The sequence below is a fragment of the Streptomyces sp. NBC_01788 genome (genome assembly GCF_035917575.1).
In the GTDB taxonomy this organism is placed as follows: domain Bacteria; phylum Actinomycetota; class Actinomycetes; order Streptomycetales; family Streptomycetaceae; genus Streptomyces.
In genome coordinates, this window is record NZ_CP109090.1 from 7,947,494 (window position 1) to 7,964,793 (window position 17,300).

Annotated in this window: 13 protein-coding genes; 5 read left to right on the plus strand and 8 right to left on the minus strand. The window is 70.8% G+C overall.

The window, feature by feature from the left end:
* The first annotated feature begins 21 nt into the window (after window positions 1–21).
* Complete coding sequence (locus OIE49_RS35350) at window positions 22–1,641, plus strand: FAD-dependent oxidoreductase (protein ID WP_326805866.1); 1,620 nt, start codon at window positions 22–24, stop codon at window positions 1,639–1,641.
* 89 nt (window positions 1,642–1,730) lie between these two features.
* Window positions 1,731–2,771, plus strand: coding sequence for an amidohydrolase family protein (locus OIE49_RS35355; RefSeq protein WP_326805867.1), 1,041 nt, complete (start codon window positions 1,731–1,733; stop codon window positions 2,769–2,771).
* A 99-nt stretch (window positions 2,772–2,870) separates the two neighbouring features.
* Here OIE49_RS35355 and OIE49_RS35360 read toward each other — a convergent pair whose 3' ends face one another.
* The 7 genes from OIE49_RS35360 to OIE49_RS35390 all read right to left on the minus strand — a co-directional run bounded on the left by OIE49_RS35360 (window position 2,871) and on the right by OIE49_RS35390 (window position 15,155).
* Window positions 2,871–5,774 (minus strand): glycoside hydrolase family 3 protein, encoded by a 2,904-nt coding sequence (locus OIE49_RS35360; protein WP_326805868.1) that lies wholly within the window; start codon window positions 5,772–5,774, stop codon window positions 2,871–2,873.
* A gap of 41 nt (window positions 5,775–5,815) precedes the next feature.
* Window positions 5,816–6,826 (minus strand): LacI family DNA-binding transcriptional regulator, encoded by a 1,011-nt coding sequence (locus OIE49_RS35365; RefSeq protein WP_326805869.1) that lies wholly within the window; start codon window positions 6,824–6,826, stop codon window positions 5,816–5,818.
* 31 nt (window positions 6,827–6,857) lie between these two features.
* Window positions 6,858–9,146, minus strand: coding sequence for an alpha-xylosidase (yicI, locus tag OIE49_RS35370; RefSeq protein ID WP_326805870.1), 2,289 nt, complete (start codon window positions 9,144–9,146; stop codon window positions 6,858–6,860).
* An 11-nt stretch (window positions 9,147–9,157) separates the two neighbouring features.
* Complete coding sequence (locus OIE49_RS35375) at window positions 9,158–9,985, minus strand: carbohydrate ABC transporter permease (RefSeq protein WP_326805871.1); 828 nt, start codon at window positions 9,983–9,985, stop codon at window positions 9,158–9,160.
* On the minus strand, window positions 9,982–10,950 hold the full coding sequence (locus tag OIE49_RS35380) for a carbohydrate ABC transporter permease (RefSeq protein WP_326805872.1): 969 nt from the start codon (window positions 10,948–10,950) through the stop codon (window positions 9,982–9,984). The genes OIE49_RS35375 and OIE49_RS35380 overlap by 4 nt, the downstream gene beginning before the upstream one ends.
* Entirely contained in the window at window positions 10,947–12,239 is a 1,293-nt protein-coding gene (locus OIE49_RS35385; RefSeq protein WP_326805873.1) for an ABC transporter substrate-binding protein, read from the minus strand. Before OIE49_RS35385 ends, OIE49_RS35380 begins: the two co-directional genes overlap by 4 nt.
* Window positions 12,240–12,434: 195 nt before the next feature.
* The gene (locus OIE49_RS35390; protein ID WP_326805874.1) at window positions 12,435–15,155 is read right to left on the minus strand and encodes an AAA family ATPase; all 2,721 of its coding nucleotides are present in this window, start codon (window positions 15,153–15,155) and stop codon (window positions 12,435–12,437) included.
* A 238-nt stretch (window positions 15,156–15,393) separates the two neighbouring features.
* Here OIE49_RS35390 and OIE49_RS35395 point away from each other — a divergent pair, with 238 nt between their 5' ends.
* The 3 genes from OIE49_RS35395 (at window position 15,394) to OIE49_RS35405 (ending at window position 16,951) form a co-directional block, all read left to right on the plus strand.
* Window positions 15,394–16,149, plus strand: a complete 756-nt coding sequence (locus OIE49_RS35395; RefSeq protein WP_326805875.1) for a hypothetical protein — start codon at window positions 15,394–15,396, stop codon at window positions 16,147–16,149.
* Window positions 16,150–16,236: 87 nt separating this feature from the next.
* Window positions 16,237–16,470 (plus strand): heavy-metal-associated domain-containing protein, encoded by a 234-nt coding sequence (locus OIE49_RS35400; RefSeq protein WP_326805876.1) that lies wholly within the window; start codon window positions 16,237–16,239, stop codon window positions 16,468–16,470.
* 25 nt (window positions 16,471–16,495) lie between these two features.
* Window positions 16,496–16,951: a hypothetical protein gene (locus tag OIE49_RS35405; protein ID WP_326805877.1), complete on the plus strand. Its 456-nt coding sequence runs from the start codon at window positions 16,496–16,498 to the stop codon at window positions 16,949–16,951.
* 121 nt (window positions 16,952–17,072) lie between these two features.
* Here the strand turns inward: OIE49_RS35405 and OIE49_RS35410 are convergent, their stop codons facing one another.
* Window positions 17,073–17,276 carry a cold-shock protein gene (locus OIE49_RS35410; protein WP_100570861.1) on the minus strand — a complete coding sequence of 68 codons (204 nt, stop codon included), beginning with the start codon at window positions 17,274–17,276 and terminating at the stop codon, window positions 17,073–17,075.
* Window positions 17,277–17,300: the final 24 nt, after the last annotated feature.

A 17,300-nucleotide genomic window follows, 5' to 3' on the forward strand; every position in this document is an offset into this window, starting at 1 on the left:
TGATCCGGAGGAGAGAACGCGATGAACGATCGCGGCAACGAGTATGTGCCCGTCCTGGTCGTGGGGGGCTCACTCGTGGGCCTGTCCGCATCCGTGTTCCTCGGACGCCTGGGCATCCAGCACTGTGTCGTCGAGCGTCACGCCGCCACGTCGGCGCATCCGCGCGGCCGCGGCAACAACATGCGGACGATGGAACTGTTCCGGACCGCCGGCCTCGAGCCGCAGATCCGGCAAGCCGCGACCACGCTGTCGAAGAACCACGGAATCCTGCAGGTGGACACCCTGCGCGGTACGACCCGGCGGTGGCTCTCGGCGCGGATCACGGGCAGGCCGCCCGAGGCGGACCTGTGCTCGACGATGCGCTGCGCCTGCAGCCAGAACGATCTGGAACCGGTCCTGCTGCAAGGTGCCCGCGACCTGGGCGGGGACGTGCGCTTCAGCACGGAACTGCTGTCCTTCAGCCAGGACGACGACGGGGTGCAGGCCGTTCTGCAGGCCAGGGACACCGGCGAGACGTACACGGTGAGGTCGGACTACCTGCTCGCCGCCGACGGTCCCCGCAGCCCCGTCCGCCAGCGGCTCGGGATCGAGCACTCGGGCTCGGGCGATCTGTTCCACAACGTCAGCGTCACCTTCCGCAGCAAGATGCTGCGCGAGGTCGCGGGGGAGCAGAAGTTCGTCGTCTGCTACGTCACCGACCCCGCCGGCGAAGGCGTGCTGCTGCCCGTGGACAACGAGGAGCAGTGGGTCTTCCATGTGCCCTGGTTCCCGGAGCGCGGACAGACGCTGGAGCACTTCACCGATGCCCGGATCACCGACCACATCCGGGCAGCGGCCGGGGTGCGCGATCTGGACGTGGAGATCACCGGACGAGCACCGTGGCACGCGGCGGACCGCGTGGCGAACAGCTATCGGGACGGACGCGTCTTCCTCATCGGCGACTCCGCTCACGAGATGCCGCCGACCGGGGCGTTCGGATCCAACACCGGTATCCAGGACGCGCACAACCTCGCCTGGAAGATCTCCGGGGTCCTCCGGGGCTGGGCGGACCCGGCGCTGCTGGACAGCTATGAGGCCGAGCGCAGGCCGGTGGCACAGACCACCAGCGCGCGGGCGACGATCCAGGCGGCTCGCGAACAGCACCCCGGCTACTCCGCCAGAACGGCGTCGAACGACACCGCGGACCTGATGACCGTGGCACTGGGTTATCGCTACGCCTCGCGGGCGGTGGTGGGCGCGAACGCGGACGACCCCGTCCTCCCCGACGTCCTGTGCCTGAACGGCGAGCCCGGAAGCCGCGCACCGCATCTCTGGGTCACACGCGACGGGGCGAAGGTCTCCACCGTCGACCTGTACGAGCGCTCCTTCGTCCTGCTCTGCGGGGGTGCCGGCTGGCACACCGCGGCCCGCACCGCGGGCGCGCGGCTCAACGTACCGCTCGACGTCCACTCCATCGGCGACGGAGCGGAGTACGACCTGGACACCGGCGGCGACGCGGACTGGTCCTCGGTGCACGGCGTCGCACCGGAGGGCGCGGTGCTGGTACGTCCGGACGGCTTCGTGGCGTGGCGGACCGAGGCCGGGACGACGGACATGGAAAAGGAACTGACCGGCGCTCTCCTCCAGATCCTCGGGCGCTGAACCCCGCCGCGGCCCGGAACGCGGAGCCTCCATCACAGGCACGACTTCCCGGGCATCACCGGCGTCACCACAGAAACGGGAGCCTGTCCATGACAGATATACAGACGGCCGCGAATGCGGCCCCGCTGTCCGGCATAGCCAACAGTGGGCCGACCGGGGCGGGGGAGGACGACGCACGCCGGGCGCGTGTCGACGTACACCACCACTACACCGCGCCGGAATGGCTCGACTGGGCGGAGAGACAAGAGATCGTCCAGCGGGGGAACCTGCCGCGGTGGACCCAGTGGGATCTCGGCACGGCTCTCGGGATGATGGACGCGGCGGGCATCCGGACCAGCGTGTTCACCGTCGCGATGCTGGGCCGCCTCCAGGATCCGAAGGTGCGCAAGGAAAGCGCCCATGTCGCCCTGCAGGCCGCCGGCGACCTCGCCGCAAGCCATCCCGGCCGCTTCGCCTTCTACACCCCCCTGTTCCTCGACAGCCCCGAGCTCTCCATGTGGTCGCTCATCCACGGAATGGACGAACTCGGGGCTGTCGGCGTCAGTGTGCGCACCAGCGTCAAGGGTGTCTACCTCGGCCATCCCGACCAGGACAGAATCCTGGCGGAGCTGAACGAGCGCTCCGCCGTGGTCAGTACGCACCCGATGGACGTTCCCGGAGGCGGTGCGGAGCTGGAGGGCGTACCGCCGTTCCTGTGCGACTTCCTGATGGACACCACGCGCGCGGCGATCAGCCTCATCCTCAACGGGACCCTGGACCGCTACCCGGACATCACCTTCATCCTCCCGCACGGAGGCGGCTTCCTGCCGTACATCGCCGGTCGCGTCGAGGTGTTCAGCGACCACCTGACGCCCAAGGTGGAACCCGCCCGGGTCCGTGACTACCTGCACCGCTTCTACTACGACACGGCCGGCCCCATGTCCCCCTCGTCCACACCGAGTCTGCTGTCCACCGTGGACCCCTCCCGCATTCTCTACGGCAGCGACTGGCCACCCACCCCGGCACACCTGGTCACGGATGTCACCGCACCCGCGCTCGACAACGACCCCGCCCTCGACGAACAACAGCGCCGCTGCATCAACCGCGACAACGCGCATCGTCTTCTTCCGGCACTCGCCGCTCGCCGGTAGCGGCCTGTCGGGGCGGGCTGCCGCCCACGAACCGGGCGTCGTCGAGACCGCCCAGCACTCGTCGGGGCCCGGCAGCCCGCCCCCGCGAACCGTGCGAACTCAGCGCAGGCTGAAGGCCGACACACGCAGCCCCTTGCTCAGCACCAGGTAGACGTCCGCACGGTCTTTCGCGCCCGCCGCCAGCGGCGCCGTCACCGTCCTGTAGGTGTACGCGGACGATGTGCCGTCGAAGCGTGCCGAGCCGACGATCCTGCCGCCGGGCGAGCCGATGCGCACCTCGAGCGTGCCGGACGCCCCAGCCAGCTCGGCGGTCAACCGCGCAGCGCCGGAGCCCAGTTGCGTGTCCCCGAACTTCAGCCACGCCCCGTCGGCCGTCGCGGCCACCGCCGTTCCCCTCGACTTCGACTCGTCCACCAGGCTGATTGCGCGGTAGTCGTCGAAGCTCTCGGCCCGTGTCGCCTTCCCGAGGTCCCGGGGCGGGATGGTCTCGCCCTGGACCTTCAGCGACGTACGCGCCCGGATGTCCGCCGACGACGCGCCGGCCATCACGTCGTACGTCCCCGACTCCACCACCCACTTCGAGCGCGTGACGTCCCAGTGCGCGAGGTCCGACGGCGCCAGCCTCAGCCGGACCGTCTTCGTCTCGCCCGGCTTCAGGGACACCCGCGCGTACGCCCTCAACTGCCTCAGCGGCTGCTTGTCACGGGACGTCCGCTGGTGGACGTACAACTGGACCACCTCGTCGCCGGCCCGCCGCCCCGTGTTCGTCACCGCCACCTCGTACCCGTCCGATACCCGCTTCAGCCCGCCGTAGCGGAACGCCGTGTACGACAGGCCGTAGCCGAACGGGTACAGCGGCCGGCCCTTGAAGTACTGGTACGTGCGGTCGGACTTGATGATGTCGTAGTCGAGGATGGAGGGGAGGTCGGACGCGGACCGGTACCAGGTCTGGGTGAGGCGGCCCGCCGGGTTCGCGTCGCCGTACAGGAGGTCGGCGAGGGCGTTGCCGGTCTCCTGGCCGGCGTGCGTGGTCCACAGCAGGGCCGGGACCTCCTTCTGCAGGGCTCCGAGGGTGGTGGGGTAGCTGTTCTCCACGACCACCACGGTCCGTGGGTTGGCCCGGAGGACCGCCTTGACCAGCGCCTCCTGGGAGGGCGCCAGTCCCATGTCCGTGCGGTCGTGCGCCTCGCGACCGTTGATCGCGGGCATCGAGCCGACCACGACCACGGCCGTGTCCCTGCCCCTGACCGCGGCGACCGCCTCGTCGACGCCGCTGCGGACCACGTCCTTCGCGTAGTGCGCCGCTTGGTCCTTCGGTACGAGGCCGAGCGTGCCGTCCGCGCCGGCCGGGCCGAGGTAGACCGGGTTCGACCACCAGGACTCGCCGGTCTCGTACCCCGCGTACCGCATCAGGTACGTCCCGTCGGCCTGCCGCTCCAGCTCGAACTGCTGCTGCACGAACCAGCCGTTGGGCTGTGTCTGGTCGTTGACGAAATCCGACCAGTTGTAGCCGACGTACCTGCCGTTGGCCGCCGAGCGCAGGGTGACGATGCCCGAACCCCAGTCGAAGACGTCGAACTGCGCACGCACACCGGCGTCCGTGGTCTCCTTCAGGGCCGCGCCCGCCTCGCCCGTGCCCGCCGTCACGTACTTCCCGTTCGCCGTGTTCTTCAGCGCGATCCGGTCCACACCCTCGCTGCTTGTCACCGGAGTGCCGAGCTTGGCCGCGATGCCGTCCTTCGGCGTGACCGCGTAGGGGAGGGTGCCGGAGTACCAGTCGGTGTAGAGGGTGTCGGCGAGCGGGCCGACGACGGCGGCACTGGAGGACTTCCTCAGCGGCAGCGCTCCGTCGTTCTTCAGGAGCACCGCCGCCTCGGTCGCCGCCGTGCGCGCCAGCTTCCGGTGCGCGGGGCTGTCGATGACGGACTCGTCGATCGATCCGTATCTGCCGCCCCCCGGGTCGAACTCGCCGAGCCGGACGCGGATGCTCAGGATGTGACGGACGGCGGTGTCGATGTCCGAGGACTTCAACAGTCCGCTGGACAGCGCCGACTTGACAGCCGCCGTGGTCGGTCCGGGATCGGCGTCGTTGTCGGTGAAGCTGTCGATTCCCGCCTTCAGCGCCGCCGCGTCCGCCTCCGCCTGGGTGCCGTAGTAACCCTGGCTGCCGGTCAGGTTGCCGGGCGCGAAGGCGTCCGTCACGTTCAGCAGGTCCCGCGAGGTCCAGGAGCGCACGGTGTCGTTCAGGGCCGGGTCCACCGTGTCGGGGCGGCCGTTGACGAGGTTGTAGGAGGACATCACCCCGGTTGCCGCGTCCGCCTCGACCGCGGGCCTGAAGGCCTGCTCGTCGTACTCCTTCAGCACGCGCGGGCGCAGTTCGGAGGACGTGGTGTCGCGCCGGTACTCGTTGTTGTTGGCGAGGAAGTGCTTGAGCGTGGGAGCCGTCTTGAGGTGGTCCGGGTCGCCGCCGGTCAGACCGGTGCCGTATGCGGTGGAGATCGAGCCGGTGAGGTAGGGGTCCTCGGAGTAGCCTTCCTCGTTGCGGCCCCAGCGTGGGTCGCGCAGCAGGTTCACCACGGGCGCCCACAGATTGAGGCCCCAGCCGGCCGGGCGTTCCTGCTGGAAGCCGCGTGCCTCGTCGCCGACCGCCGAGCCGACCTGCCGGATCAGCTCCGGGTCCCAGGTGGAGGCGAGTCCGACGGCCTGCGGGAACACGGTGGTTTTGCCGAGCCAGGCCACTCCGTGCAGGGCCTCGGTGCCGGTGCGGAACTCCCGGATGCCGAGGCGGGGGATCGCGGGCTCGTACTGGTGGAGAAGGGAGATCCGCTCGTCGGGCGTCAGCCGGGAGAGCAGGTCGTCGACGCGCCGGTCGACGGGCAGGCGCGGGTCGCGGAAGGGGTGGACGGGGTCGCCGGCGTGGGCGGGAGCTGTGGCGCTCAGGCCCGCGATCAGGGCGAGCGCCACGGCGAGGGTGGTTCTGCGTCTTCCTCTGGTGCCTTTCATGTCACGGCTCCTTCGGCAAGTGCTCTGCGGTGTGAGGAACTTCAGGGGACGTCGCGCGGCCTCGTGCTCGCGCGGTCCGTCAGCCGGGGCGGCAGCAGCGTCGCCTCGGGTACGGCCGTGCCGTCCAGCTTCTTCATCAGCAACTCCACGGCAAGCGCGCCCAGTTCGGCGGACGGCAGGGCGACCGATGTGACGGGGACGCGGAGGGACTCGGCGAGCTCGTCGGGGCAGATCGCGGTGACGGACAGGTCACCGGGGACGCGCAGTCCGAGCCGCTCGAAGGCGTCGATCAGCGGCTCCAGGACCGCCTCGTTGTGCACGACCACCCCGGTCAGCGCGGGCTGCCCGCGCAGCATCTGCTCGGCGATGCGGCGGGCGGCCGCGGGCGTGGCCTCGCACGGGTGGACGGAGGACGCGAGCCCGTTGCGGTCGGCGGCGGCCGTGAACCCCTGCACCACCCGCTCGGCGAACGCCGTCTCCCGCACGTACACCTCGGGCGGCGACCCGACCAGCGCGACGACGCGGTGCCCCAGCCCCGCCAGCCGCTCCACGCACAGCTCGCCCGCCGCCCTGAAGTCGAGGTCGACGCAGGTGAGTCCGCCGGGCTCCAGGGGGAACCCGATCATCACCGAGGGCCGGTCGAGCGACCGCAGCAACGGCAGCCGCGGATCGCGCAGTTGTACGTCCATGACGATCAGCGCGTCCACCAGAGCGGTGTCCGCGACCCTGCGCAGTCCCTCGTCGCCCTCCTCCTGGGTGAGCAGCAGCACGTCGTGGTCGTGCCCGCGGGCGGTGGTCACCACCGACACCGCGAACTGCATGGCCACCGGGACATGGATGCCGGAGCGCAGCGGGACGACCAGCGCCACGACGTTCGACCTGCTGCTGGCCAGTGCCCGGGCACCGGCGTGCGGCCGGTAGCCCAGCTCGCGGATGGACGCCTCGACGCGTTGCCGGGTCTCCTCGGAGATGGGGCGCTTGCCGCTGAGGGCGTACGAGACGGTGCTCGGGGACACACCCGCGTGCCGTGCCACGTCCGTGATCTTCACCATGGTCAGTCCAGCTCCAGTGGGGGAGGAACCATCAGGCCGCCTTCAGCTCCAGCGACAGGAATCCGGTGCCCGCGGTCGCCCGCGCGATCCGCTCCCCGCAGGCCAGCGCCCAGGGTGCGGCCGGGTCGCTGCCGGCGGCCCGCAGCGTGTGGCCCTCCCGGACGACGGTGAACATCACGTCCCCCACCGGCACGGTCACCCGCGCCCCGGGCTCCAGTCCGTACACGCGCAGGGTGACGCCGTCGGCGTACGGATAGTCGGGCCGGTCGTCCACCGCGCCCACCGGGATCACCGCACCGGGCCTGACCAGCAGCGGAGCGCTGGAGAACCCGTGCCGCTCGCGCACCCAGCGCGGGCCGGTCACGGTGTGCCCGTCGAGGAAGTGGGTCCACGTCCCCTCGGGCACGTAGTACGAGACGTCTCCCTCGTCGTCGAAGACCGGAGCGACGAGCAGATCGGGCCCGAGCATGTACTGCCGCTCCAGATGCGCGCAGCCGGGGTCGTCCGGGAACTCCAGCACCATCGCCCGCATCAGCGGTACCCCCTCCGTGCGTGCGGCGCGGGCGGCCTCGTACAGGTACGGCATGAGGCGCATCTTCAGCCGGGTGAACAGCCTGAGGACGTCCACGGCCTCCTCGTCGAACAGCCAGGGCACACGGTACGACGAGGAGCCGTGCAGACGGCTGTGCGAGGACAGCAGCCCGAAGGCGATCCACCGTTTGAGCAGCGCCGGGGTCGGGGTGCCCTCGAAGCCCCCGATGTCGTGGCTCCAGAACCCGAAGCCGGACAGCCCGAGACTGAGCCCGCCGCGCAGCGACTCGGCCATCGACTCGTAGGTGGCCTCGCAGTCGCCGCCCCAGTGCACGGGGAAGCGCTGGCTGCCGGCGGTCGCCGAGCGCGCGAAGACGACGGCCTCGTCCTCGCCCCGGTGCTTGCGCAGCACCTCGAAGACGGTGCGGTTGTACAGGTACGTGTAGTAGTTGTGCATCCGCTCCGGGTCCGAGCCGTCCGCGTAGGCCACGTCGACAGGGATCCGCTCGCCGAAGTCGGTCTTGAAGCAGTCGACGCCCTGTGCGAGCAGCGCCTCCAGCTTGGACGCGTACCAGTCGCGGGCGGCCGGGCTGGTGAAGTCGACGAGCGCCATGCCCGGCTGCCACAGGTCCCACTGCCACACGCTGCCGTCACGCCTTCTGAGCAGATGGCCCAGGGCCTTTCCCTCGGCGAAAAGGGGCGAGCGCTGCGCGATGTACGGGTTGATCCAGACGCAGATGTGGAGGCCCTTGGCCTTCAGCCGGGCAAGCAAGCCCTCCGGGTCGGGGAACACCCGCGGATCCCACCGGAAGTCGCACCAGTTGAACTCGCGCATCCAGAAGCAGTCGAAGTGGAAGACGGACAGAGGCAGTTCGCGTTCCCTCATGCCGTCGATGAAGGAGGTGACGGTGGCCTCGTCGTAAGAGGTGGTGAAGGAGGTGGACAGCCACAGGCCGAACGACCAGGCGGGCGGGAGCGCCGGGCGGCCGGTGAGGGCCGTGTACGTGCGCAGGATGTCCTTCGGGGTGGGGCCGTGGATGACGTAGTACGTCAACTGCTGGCTCTCCACGCTGAACTGGACCCGGGACACCGCCTCCGAGCCGACCTCGAAGGACACCTTGCCCGGATGGTCGACGAAGACGCCGTATCCCGCGTTCGTCAGGTAGAACGGGGCGTTCTTGTAGGCCTGTTCCGTCGCCGTGCCGCCGTCGGCGTTCCACATGTCGACGATCTGGCCGTTCTTGACGAGCGGCCCGAAGCGTTCGCCGAGGCCGTACACCGAGGTGCCGATGCCCAGACTCAGCTGCTCCCGCAGATGGTGGGCGCCGGTGGCGTCGTGCATGATGCCCATGCCCTTGCGGCCGCTGCTGGTGAGGACACGGCCGTGGGCGAGGAAGTCGACGTGCCAGGGCCCGGTGCGGGCGACGCGCACCGACAGGGTCCCGGAGGTCAGGGTGGCGTGCTCGTCGTCGTACTCCACCTGCGCCGTGCTGCCTTCGGGGGGACGTCCGCCGGGACCCGGGAGGTCGTCCCGCCGCACCTCGAACCGCGGCCCTCGGGGCTGCTCGCCCTGGAAATGGGTGATCGTGAGGCCGATGACGTTCGGCATCGGCGCGTGGGCGCTGATCGTCACGACCGGTCCCTTCAGCAGGTCGCCGCGGTGGCGGATGGGTTGGGTCGGCGCGTGGATCTCCAGGGCTCCCGCGGAGGCGGTCACGTCCAGGACCACGACCGGGTGGGCCGCGGTGACGCCTTCGCGCAGCAGCCAGTAGCCGTCGGTGAACTTCAAGCGCGTACCCCCTACTTGACGGCACCCACGGCGATGCCGCGGGTGAGAGTCCGCTGGAAGACGAGGAAGAAGACGAGGGCGGGCAGGACGCCCAGCAGGGCCGCCGCGTTGGTCATCGTGGCGTCCATCAGGCGTTGGCCCTGGAGGACGCCGAGCGCCACCGACACCGTCTGGTTGTCGTTGGAGATCAGCATGACCAGGGGGAGCAGGAACTCGTTCCATGTCCAGATGAAGAAGAAGACGAGCAGCACGCCGATGGTGGGCCGGCTGACGGGGACCACGATCCGCCACAGCACCTGCCACCTGTTCGCCCCGTCGATCCGGGCGGCCTCGATGATCTCGCGCGGGAACCGGCCCAGCACGGAGGAGAGCAGATAGGTGCCGAAGGCTGCCTGGAGCACCGTGAAGACGATGATCACGCTCAGCCGGGTGTCGTAGAGGCCGGCCTGCTTGCTCAAGTAGTACAGCGGGTAGACCAGCGCCTCCTGCGGCAGCATGTTGGCGAGGACGAAGAAGGCCAGCACCCAGGTGCGGCCCTTGATGCGGCCGATGCCGATGGCGTACGCGTTGAGGATCGACAGGGCCGCCGCCAGGACCGCGACACAGCCGCTGATCAGCACCGAGTTGACGAGCTTCTGGCCGTAGTCGACGCGCTGCCAGAAGTCCTTGAGGCCGTCCAGGTACAAGCCCCTCGGCAGGCTCAGCGGTCCGTGCTGGGAGTACTCGGCCGGTGACTTGACCGCGTTGACGGCGACGATCAGGAACGGCACCACCATGAACAGGGCCGCGATGCAGAGCGCCACGAGAACGGGGTAGCGGCGCAGGGCACTCGTCGTCATGTGCGGACCCCTTCCTCGGCGTCCTCGGCACGGGTCTGGAGTTTCAGGCCGATCAGCGAGAGCAGCATGATGATCACGGTCAGCACGGTGGAGATCGCGGCACCGTAACCGACCTGGGTCTTCTCGAAGAACGTGGTGAAGGAGAAGTACGACGGGACGTCGGTCGCGCCGCCCGGACCGCCCTTGGTGAGCACGTACACCGCGCCGAAGACCTTGAGCGCGGCGATGCTGCACCAGGTGAGCACGACCGAGATCTCGGGTCTGATCTGCGGCAGCGTGACGTGCCAGAAGCGGCGCCACCAGCCGGCGCCGTCCAGCTCCGCCGCCTCGTACAACTGAGGTTCGACGCGCTGGAGCCCCGCCATGAAGACGACGAGCGGGAAGCCGATCTGCACCCACACCATCACCCCCATCACGCTGTAAAGGGCGATGTCCGGGTCACCGAGCCAGTCCTGCTGCCAGGAGCCGAGCCCGACCGCGTTCAGCAGCGCGTTCAGGGTGCCGTTGTCGGGCGCGAGGATCCAGCTCCAGACGATGCCGGCGACCGCGATGGGGAGCACCTGGGGGAGGTAGAAGCAGGCGCGCAGGACGGTGGCCGTCCGGCTGCCGAAGTGCTCGCCGATGTGGTCGAACAGCGCGGCGGCGAGGACCAGTCCGAGCATCGTCGGCACGACGGCCATGGCGACGACCATGAACAGGCTGTGCCGGAACGACGCCCAGAACTCCGAGTCGTCCATCAGCTCGCGGTAGTTGGCGAGCCCGGTCCACCGGGGGCTGCCGACCCCCTGCCAGTCGGTGAAGCTCACACCCGTGTTCATCAGGAACGGCACGACGATGACGGCGAGGAAGGCGAGGGCACCGGGGACGAGGAAGAGCGCGTAGGACTGGTGCGGGCGGGCGCGGCGCGCGCTGCTGTGCCGGTGCGCGCCGCCGGCCCGCGAGCCCCGTTCGGCGGTGGCCGTCACTTCTTCGGCACACCCTTGTCGTACGCCTTCTGCAGCGCGTCGAGACAGGCGTCCGGTGTCGCACTGCCCGTGATCAGCTTCTGTGTCTCGGAGACGAGGACGTCGTAGAAGCCGGGGACGGGCCAGTCGGGGTAGAAGGCCAGGCCGTCGCGGCCGGAGACGGTGTTGAAGTCGGCGATGAGCGTCTTGGCCCGCGGGTCGGTGATGGCGGAGGGGTCCGCCGCCACGGGCACGCCGCCCTTGTTGCCCAGCAGGTTCTGGATCTTCTTCGACATGGTGATGTCGATGAAGTCGTACGCGAGTTCCTTGTTCCTGGCGCCCCGGGGGACGACCCAGAGGTTGCCTCCGGAGCCGAGGGTGAGGTCGGAACCGGGCCACAGGACGGTGCCCCAGTCGAACTTGTTCTCCGCCGTGAAGCGGCCGTACCACCAGCTCCCGCTGAACAGGATCGGGTTCTTGCCCTGGATGAAGGCCACACCGGCGTCCTCGGCCTTGGTGCCGCTGGACGTCTTGCTGATGTAGCCCTTCTTCACCCAGTCGGCGAAGGTGGTCGCGCCGTATGTCCAGGCGGCGTCGTGGAAGTCGGTCCTGCCCCGGTAGAGCTCGTAGGAGTCGACCCAGGAGCGGTCGGCCTTCGACAGCGCCAGCTGGTACAGGTACTGCTGGGCCATGTACTCGGCGCCGGCGTTGGCGAGCGGCGTGACGCCCTTGGCGACGAACGTGTCCATGGCGGAGGTGAGGTCGTCGAAGGTCTTCGGCTCGGCGACCCCGTACTTCTTGAAGAGGGCCTTGTTGTAGAAGACCATGGTGTATTCGGCGTAGTTGGGTATCCCGTACCACTTGCCGGAGCCCATGACCCCGCCCGTGTCGTACTGGCTGGTGGTCTTCACTCCCGCGCTGAGCTTCTTGTCCCAGCCGCGCTTGGTGACCTCGGCGGTCAGATCGGTGAGGAGTCCCTGCCGGGAGAGCAGGCCCGCGGTGGCGTTGCCCTTGTTGTACTCCATGATGTCGGGCGCGTCGGAGGAGTTGAGGACCATGGGCGCGGTCTTCTGGATCTGTTCGAAGCCCTTCTCCTCGAACTTCACCTTCACGCCCGGGTGTTCCGCCTCGAACTCCTTGATGGCCTCGTTCCAGGCGGCGCCCATCGCGCTGTCCGGGCCCTCGTAGTGCCACAGCCGGAGCGTCCTGCCGTCCGAGGAACCGCCGTCCGAGCCACCGCAGGAGACCAGAAGCAGGGATCCGGCGAGGACCACCGCCGTCGCCACCACACGCCTTCGTGCCGTCAACATCGCGTGCCTCCAGGGGAGTCGGATGGAAATCAGGGACGTCACACAGCATTCATCGAATCGCTTCGATGCGTGACGTCGAAGCGCTTCGACGGTGGAAGGTAGGGGGAGGATGCGGGCGCGTCAATGGGGTGGGCGCCAATCGGCCGATATTCGCGACGGTGACTGACGGGGTCTACGGGTGAAGGGCCACGCCGGTCACAGGTCGAGTGCGAGTGCGGCGAGCTCGGCGCGGGAGCTGATGCCCAACTTGGAGTAGCAGTTCCGCAAATGGAAGTCGACGGTGCGTGAGCTCACGAACAGCTGCGCGGCCACGTCCCGGTTCGACAGGCCCTGCCGGACCAGGCCGGCGACCTGGCGTTCCTGCGGGGTCAGCTCGGTGGCGGTGGTGACGTCGCGTCGGCGGGCGGACTCCCCGGCGGCGCGCAGCTCCTGCGCGGCCCGCTCGGCCCACGGGCCGGCGCCGAGATCCTCGAACAGCGCCAGTGCGGCGCGCAGATGCTCGCGGGCGTCGACCCGGCGGCGGGCGCGGCGCAGGTGCTCGCCGAAGGCCAGGTGGGTACGGGCCCGGTCGGGCAGCCGCGGGGAGCCGGCGTGCGCGGCGAGAGCACGCTGGAAGTGGACCTCGGTGTCACCGTCGCTGTCGGATTCCAGCAGGGCACGGCCGTGTTCGACGACCGCGGTCGCGGCCGGCAGACCGGTGCCCGCGGCGAACTGTTCCAGCTCGGCCAGCCGGCCGCGGGCGAGATCGCGCCGGTCGCCGCGGACGGCGGCATCGAACAGGTCGAGGGCGGCCAGGCGGCGCCACGCCGGCCCCGTGATCTGCTCCAGGTGTCGCAGCGCGGTCGCCGGCCGCGCGGCCGCGCGCAGCCCGCGCGTCCAGTGCGCCAGGTCGGCGACGAGGCCGTCGGTGATGCCGACCTGGTGCTTGCCCCGGATCTCGGCGACCCTCTCCAGGTGCCGCTCGGCCGTGTCGTCCCCACGCAGCGCCGCGAGCAGGGCGAGCTGCGCGGTGGGCAGCGCGGTCAGCCCCGGGTGCCCGGTGCCGGCGGCCAGCGGCAGCGCCGCGGCGGCGGCACCGGCGGCCTTCGACCAGGCGCCGGTGGCGATCTGGAAGTGGACACCGCGGGTGAGGGCGTGCTCGACCATGTTCAGCGCGCCGTCGCGGCGGGCGGCGCTCAACTGCTGCTCGTGCAGCCGCAGTCCGCGCTCGTCGTAGTCGATCAGCATCGCGGCGATGCCCAGGTTGGGCTGCAGCACATGGTCGTCGACCGGGTCGGCCTCGGTGAGGGCGAACGCGCACCGGAAGGACTCCGCGGCGGCCGCCCAGTCGCTGCGGGCGACGGCATCGAAGCCGTGCAGCAGGGCCCAGGCGGCCTGCACCCGGGGCGGCGAGTCCGGCGCGGGCCCGGCCACCAGCGCGGTCGGGTTCACCGCGCGCGGGGATCGGGCGCCGAACGCCGCGAGCGACGCGGCGAGCATCGCCAGCTGGGCCACCAGCGCCGCGTCCACGCCGACGGCGGCCTCGGCGGCCTGCAGGACGAGGTCATAGCCGTCGTTCAGCGAGCGGGTGTTCCACTCGATCTGCCCCTGCAGCGCGAGCAGTCGCGCCCGCGGCAGTGGATCGGTCACGTCCGTCGCGGCGGCCCGGGCGAGCGCCGAGGCGCGCGACGCGTGCGCGCCCAGCCAGGCCGAGGACGCGGCCAGGTACAGCCGCCGCCCGCGGGCCTCACCCCCCGCGGTGAGCTCGGCGGCGCGGGCCCACGCGGCGGACGCGGCCTCATGACCGCCACGGGCCGCGGCACGCTCGGCGACCTGGTCGAGGGCGCCGACGACGTCCTCGTCGGGCCGGTCGGCGGCGGCGGCCAGGTGCCAGGCCCGCCGCTCGGGGTCGCCGGTCAGCACCTCGGCGAGCACACGGTGCGCGGCCCGGCGCTGCGCGCTGGTGGCCGCCCGGTAGACCGCCGAGCGCACCAGCGGGTGGTGGAGGGAAACGGTGTCGCCGTCCACGCGCAGCAGCCCGGACCGCTCCACCGCGTCCAGGGCGGCATCAGCGGCGTCGAGGCGCTCGGCGGCGTCGCGGACCACGGTCAGGCGGGCGGTGTCGTCGGTCGCGGCGACCAGCAGGAACCGCTGCGCGGGCTCGTCGAGGCGGCGGTAGCGGTCGAGGAAGGCGCGCTCCACGCCGCCGGTCAGCGGCAGCGGGGTGGGCAGCGGCGCCCGGCCGGTCAGCTGGTCGGCGGTGAGCACCCCGGCAAGCTCGACCAGGGCGAGCGGGTTGCCGCCGGTGCCCGCGACCAACTGGTCGCGCACCGCCGGATCGATGCCGGTCCCGGCCCGGGTGGACAGCAGCGCGTCGGCGTCGGCGCCGGTCACGCCGCCGAGCACGACGGTGGGCAGGTCCCCGGCGTCGAAGCGGCGGGCGTCCCCGTCGCGGGCGGCGAACAGCAGCGCCACACGCTCGGCCTGCAGCCGGCGGGCGGCGAACAGCAGCGCCGCCGACGACGCGTCGTCGAGCCAGTGCGCGTCGTCGACGACGACCAGCAGCGGCGACTCCTCGGCGGCGTCGGCGAGCAGACTCAGCGTGCCGAGGAACGCAAGGAAGCGGTCACCCTCGCCCTCGGCCTCACCCATCGCCGCGCGCAGTGCCGCGGCCTGCGGCACCGGCAGGGCGTCGATGCGGGTGCGCAGCGGCCACAGCAGCCGTTGCAGCGCGGCGAAGGCCAGCGGTGACTCGGACTCCACTCCAGAGGTGCGCAGCACCCGCAGGTCCATTGCGGTCGCCGGCGCGTCGTCCAGCAGCGCCGACTTACCGGCCCCGGGGACGCCGCGCACCACCAGCGTACCGCCGCGGCCGGCGCGGGCGGCGTCGAGCAGGGCGGCGATCGCCGCGCGTTCAGGGTCCCGTCCGGCCAGCACGAGCCCCACGGTATCGAACGCTCCGGACCCGTCCCGGACCAGGACCTGGCGACCTCACCGGTGACGACCGGGCCTTCGCCGCCGCCGCCGTCGGCGCCGCGATCGTCGGCGCCGCGATCGTCGGCGCCCTGGCCCGAGCCCGGCGGAGAACCCGGCGATTTTCCCGGTGCGACACACCCTCTCCCAGGCCGATTCTTCAACCTGCCCGGCTTCATCATGAGACCTTGAGGAGTTCCCCTTGCCGTACAGCACCCTGCCCGCTGCGGGCGCCACCCCCGAAGACACCGAACCCCTGGCGCGTCGCACGTCGCTGCGGCTGTCCGCCACGCTGCTTCTCGCCGGACAGCTCCTGTACATCGCGATCACCCAGTTCCACACCGGCGGGGACGCGAACGACCACCACGCCGTGTTCGCCGCTTACGCCGACAGCGGGATGTGGACACTCGTTCACCTCGGCCAGTTCGCGGGGATGGCGATCCTCCTCGCCGGGCTGTTCGCCCTGCTCTTCGCCCTGGACGTCCGCGGCAGGACAGCGAGGTGGGCGGGCCGGTTCGGTGCCGCCTCCGCGGCGGCTACGCTGGCGCTGTACGGCGTCCTCCAGGCAGTGGACGGGGTCGCCCTCAAGCAGGCGGTGAACGCCTGGGCGAGCGCCCCGGACCCCGAGAAGGCGGCGCGCTTCGCGAGCGCCGAGGCCGTCCGCTGGCTCGAGTGGGGAGTCAGGAGCTACCAGAACTTCGCCCTGGGCCTCGCTGTGCTCCTGTTCGCGGTCGCCGCCGCGCGGACGGCTTGGATCCCGCGGCCGGTGGTCCTCCTGATGAGCCTTTCCGGCCTCAGCTACCTGGTGCAGGGCTGCGTGGTCGGCTCCGGGGGATTCTCCTCGACGGAGTCGATCGCCATCGTGCTGGCCTTCGTCCTGGACGTGGCGTGGATGAGCTGGCTGGTCGCGGTCGCCTGGCGGATACGGGTCCCGGCGGCCGCGTCGCCCGGCCGATGAGGGCGCGGACCGAGTACCGGTCATCCCCGACCCGCGAACCGCGGGCCACCTGACCGCACCGTCACCACCGCATCGAGGAGTTCCCTCTTGCTCTCCGGTACCCCCCGCACCTTCATCGGCTCGACCACCTTCGAGATCACCGGTATGGCTTGTGCGCACTGCGTCCGCTCTGTCACCGAGGAGATCTCGGGCGTCGCCGGCGTCGAGTCCGTCGTCGTCGACCTGGCCACCGGCACCGCCACCGTCACCGCCTCCCAGCCCGTCGACCGCGCCGACATCGCCGCCGCGGTCGACGAGGCCGGGTACGCCCTCGTCCCGTGACCCGCACCCACCTCTGGAGACATCCGTGCACGACCGCACTGCCACCCCGACCGCCGTCCCCGCGCCCACCAACCCCGCGGCGCACGACGGCCACCGCCCGAGCGCCAAGAAATTCGCCCTGCACTTCGCCGAGATGGTCGTGGCCATGGCCGTCGGCATGGTGGTCCTGCACCCGGTGTGGATGGCCGTCCTCGACGCCCTCGGCGCTGCCGGAGTGATGCACAACCCCTACAGCGGCGCGCTGATCATGGCGACGAACATGACGGTGGCCATGTCCGCGTGGATGAAGTTCCGCGGTCATGGCCGGCGGCCCGTCGCCGAGATGGGCGCGGCCATGTACGCGCCCTTCCTCGTGCTGTTCGTGCCGCTGTCGCTGGGGCTCATCGACGCCGGCGCCCTGATGCTGTGGGGCCACCTGCTCATGCTTCCGGCGATGGCCGCGGCCATGCTGCTGCGTCCGCACGAGTACGCCCACTGCTGAGACCGCGACCGCGGTGCCGGCCCGTCCGGCGGCCGGACCCGGCCGTCAGGCCCTTCGCGGCATGAAACATGAAAGAGGCGGGTTGCCTGTTCGGCAACCCGCCTCGCATCATCGTGAGCGGTCAGCCCCGGACGATGTTCTGCGCCTGCGGGCCCTTCTGGCCCTGGCCGATGTCAAAGGTGACGTGCTCGCCCTCGGTCAGCTCACGGTAGCCTGCGCCCTGGATCTCGGAGTAGTGGGCGAAGACGTCCGGGCCTCCGTCGTCCTGGGCGATGAAGCCGTAGCCCTTTTCGGAGTTGAACCACTTCACGGTGCCGCTGGCCATACTGATATTCCTTCGTCCATGCCT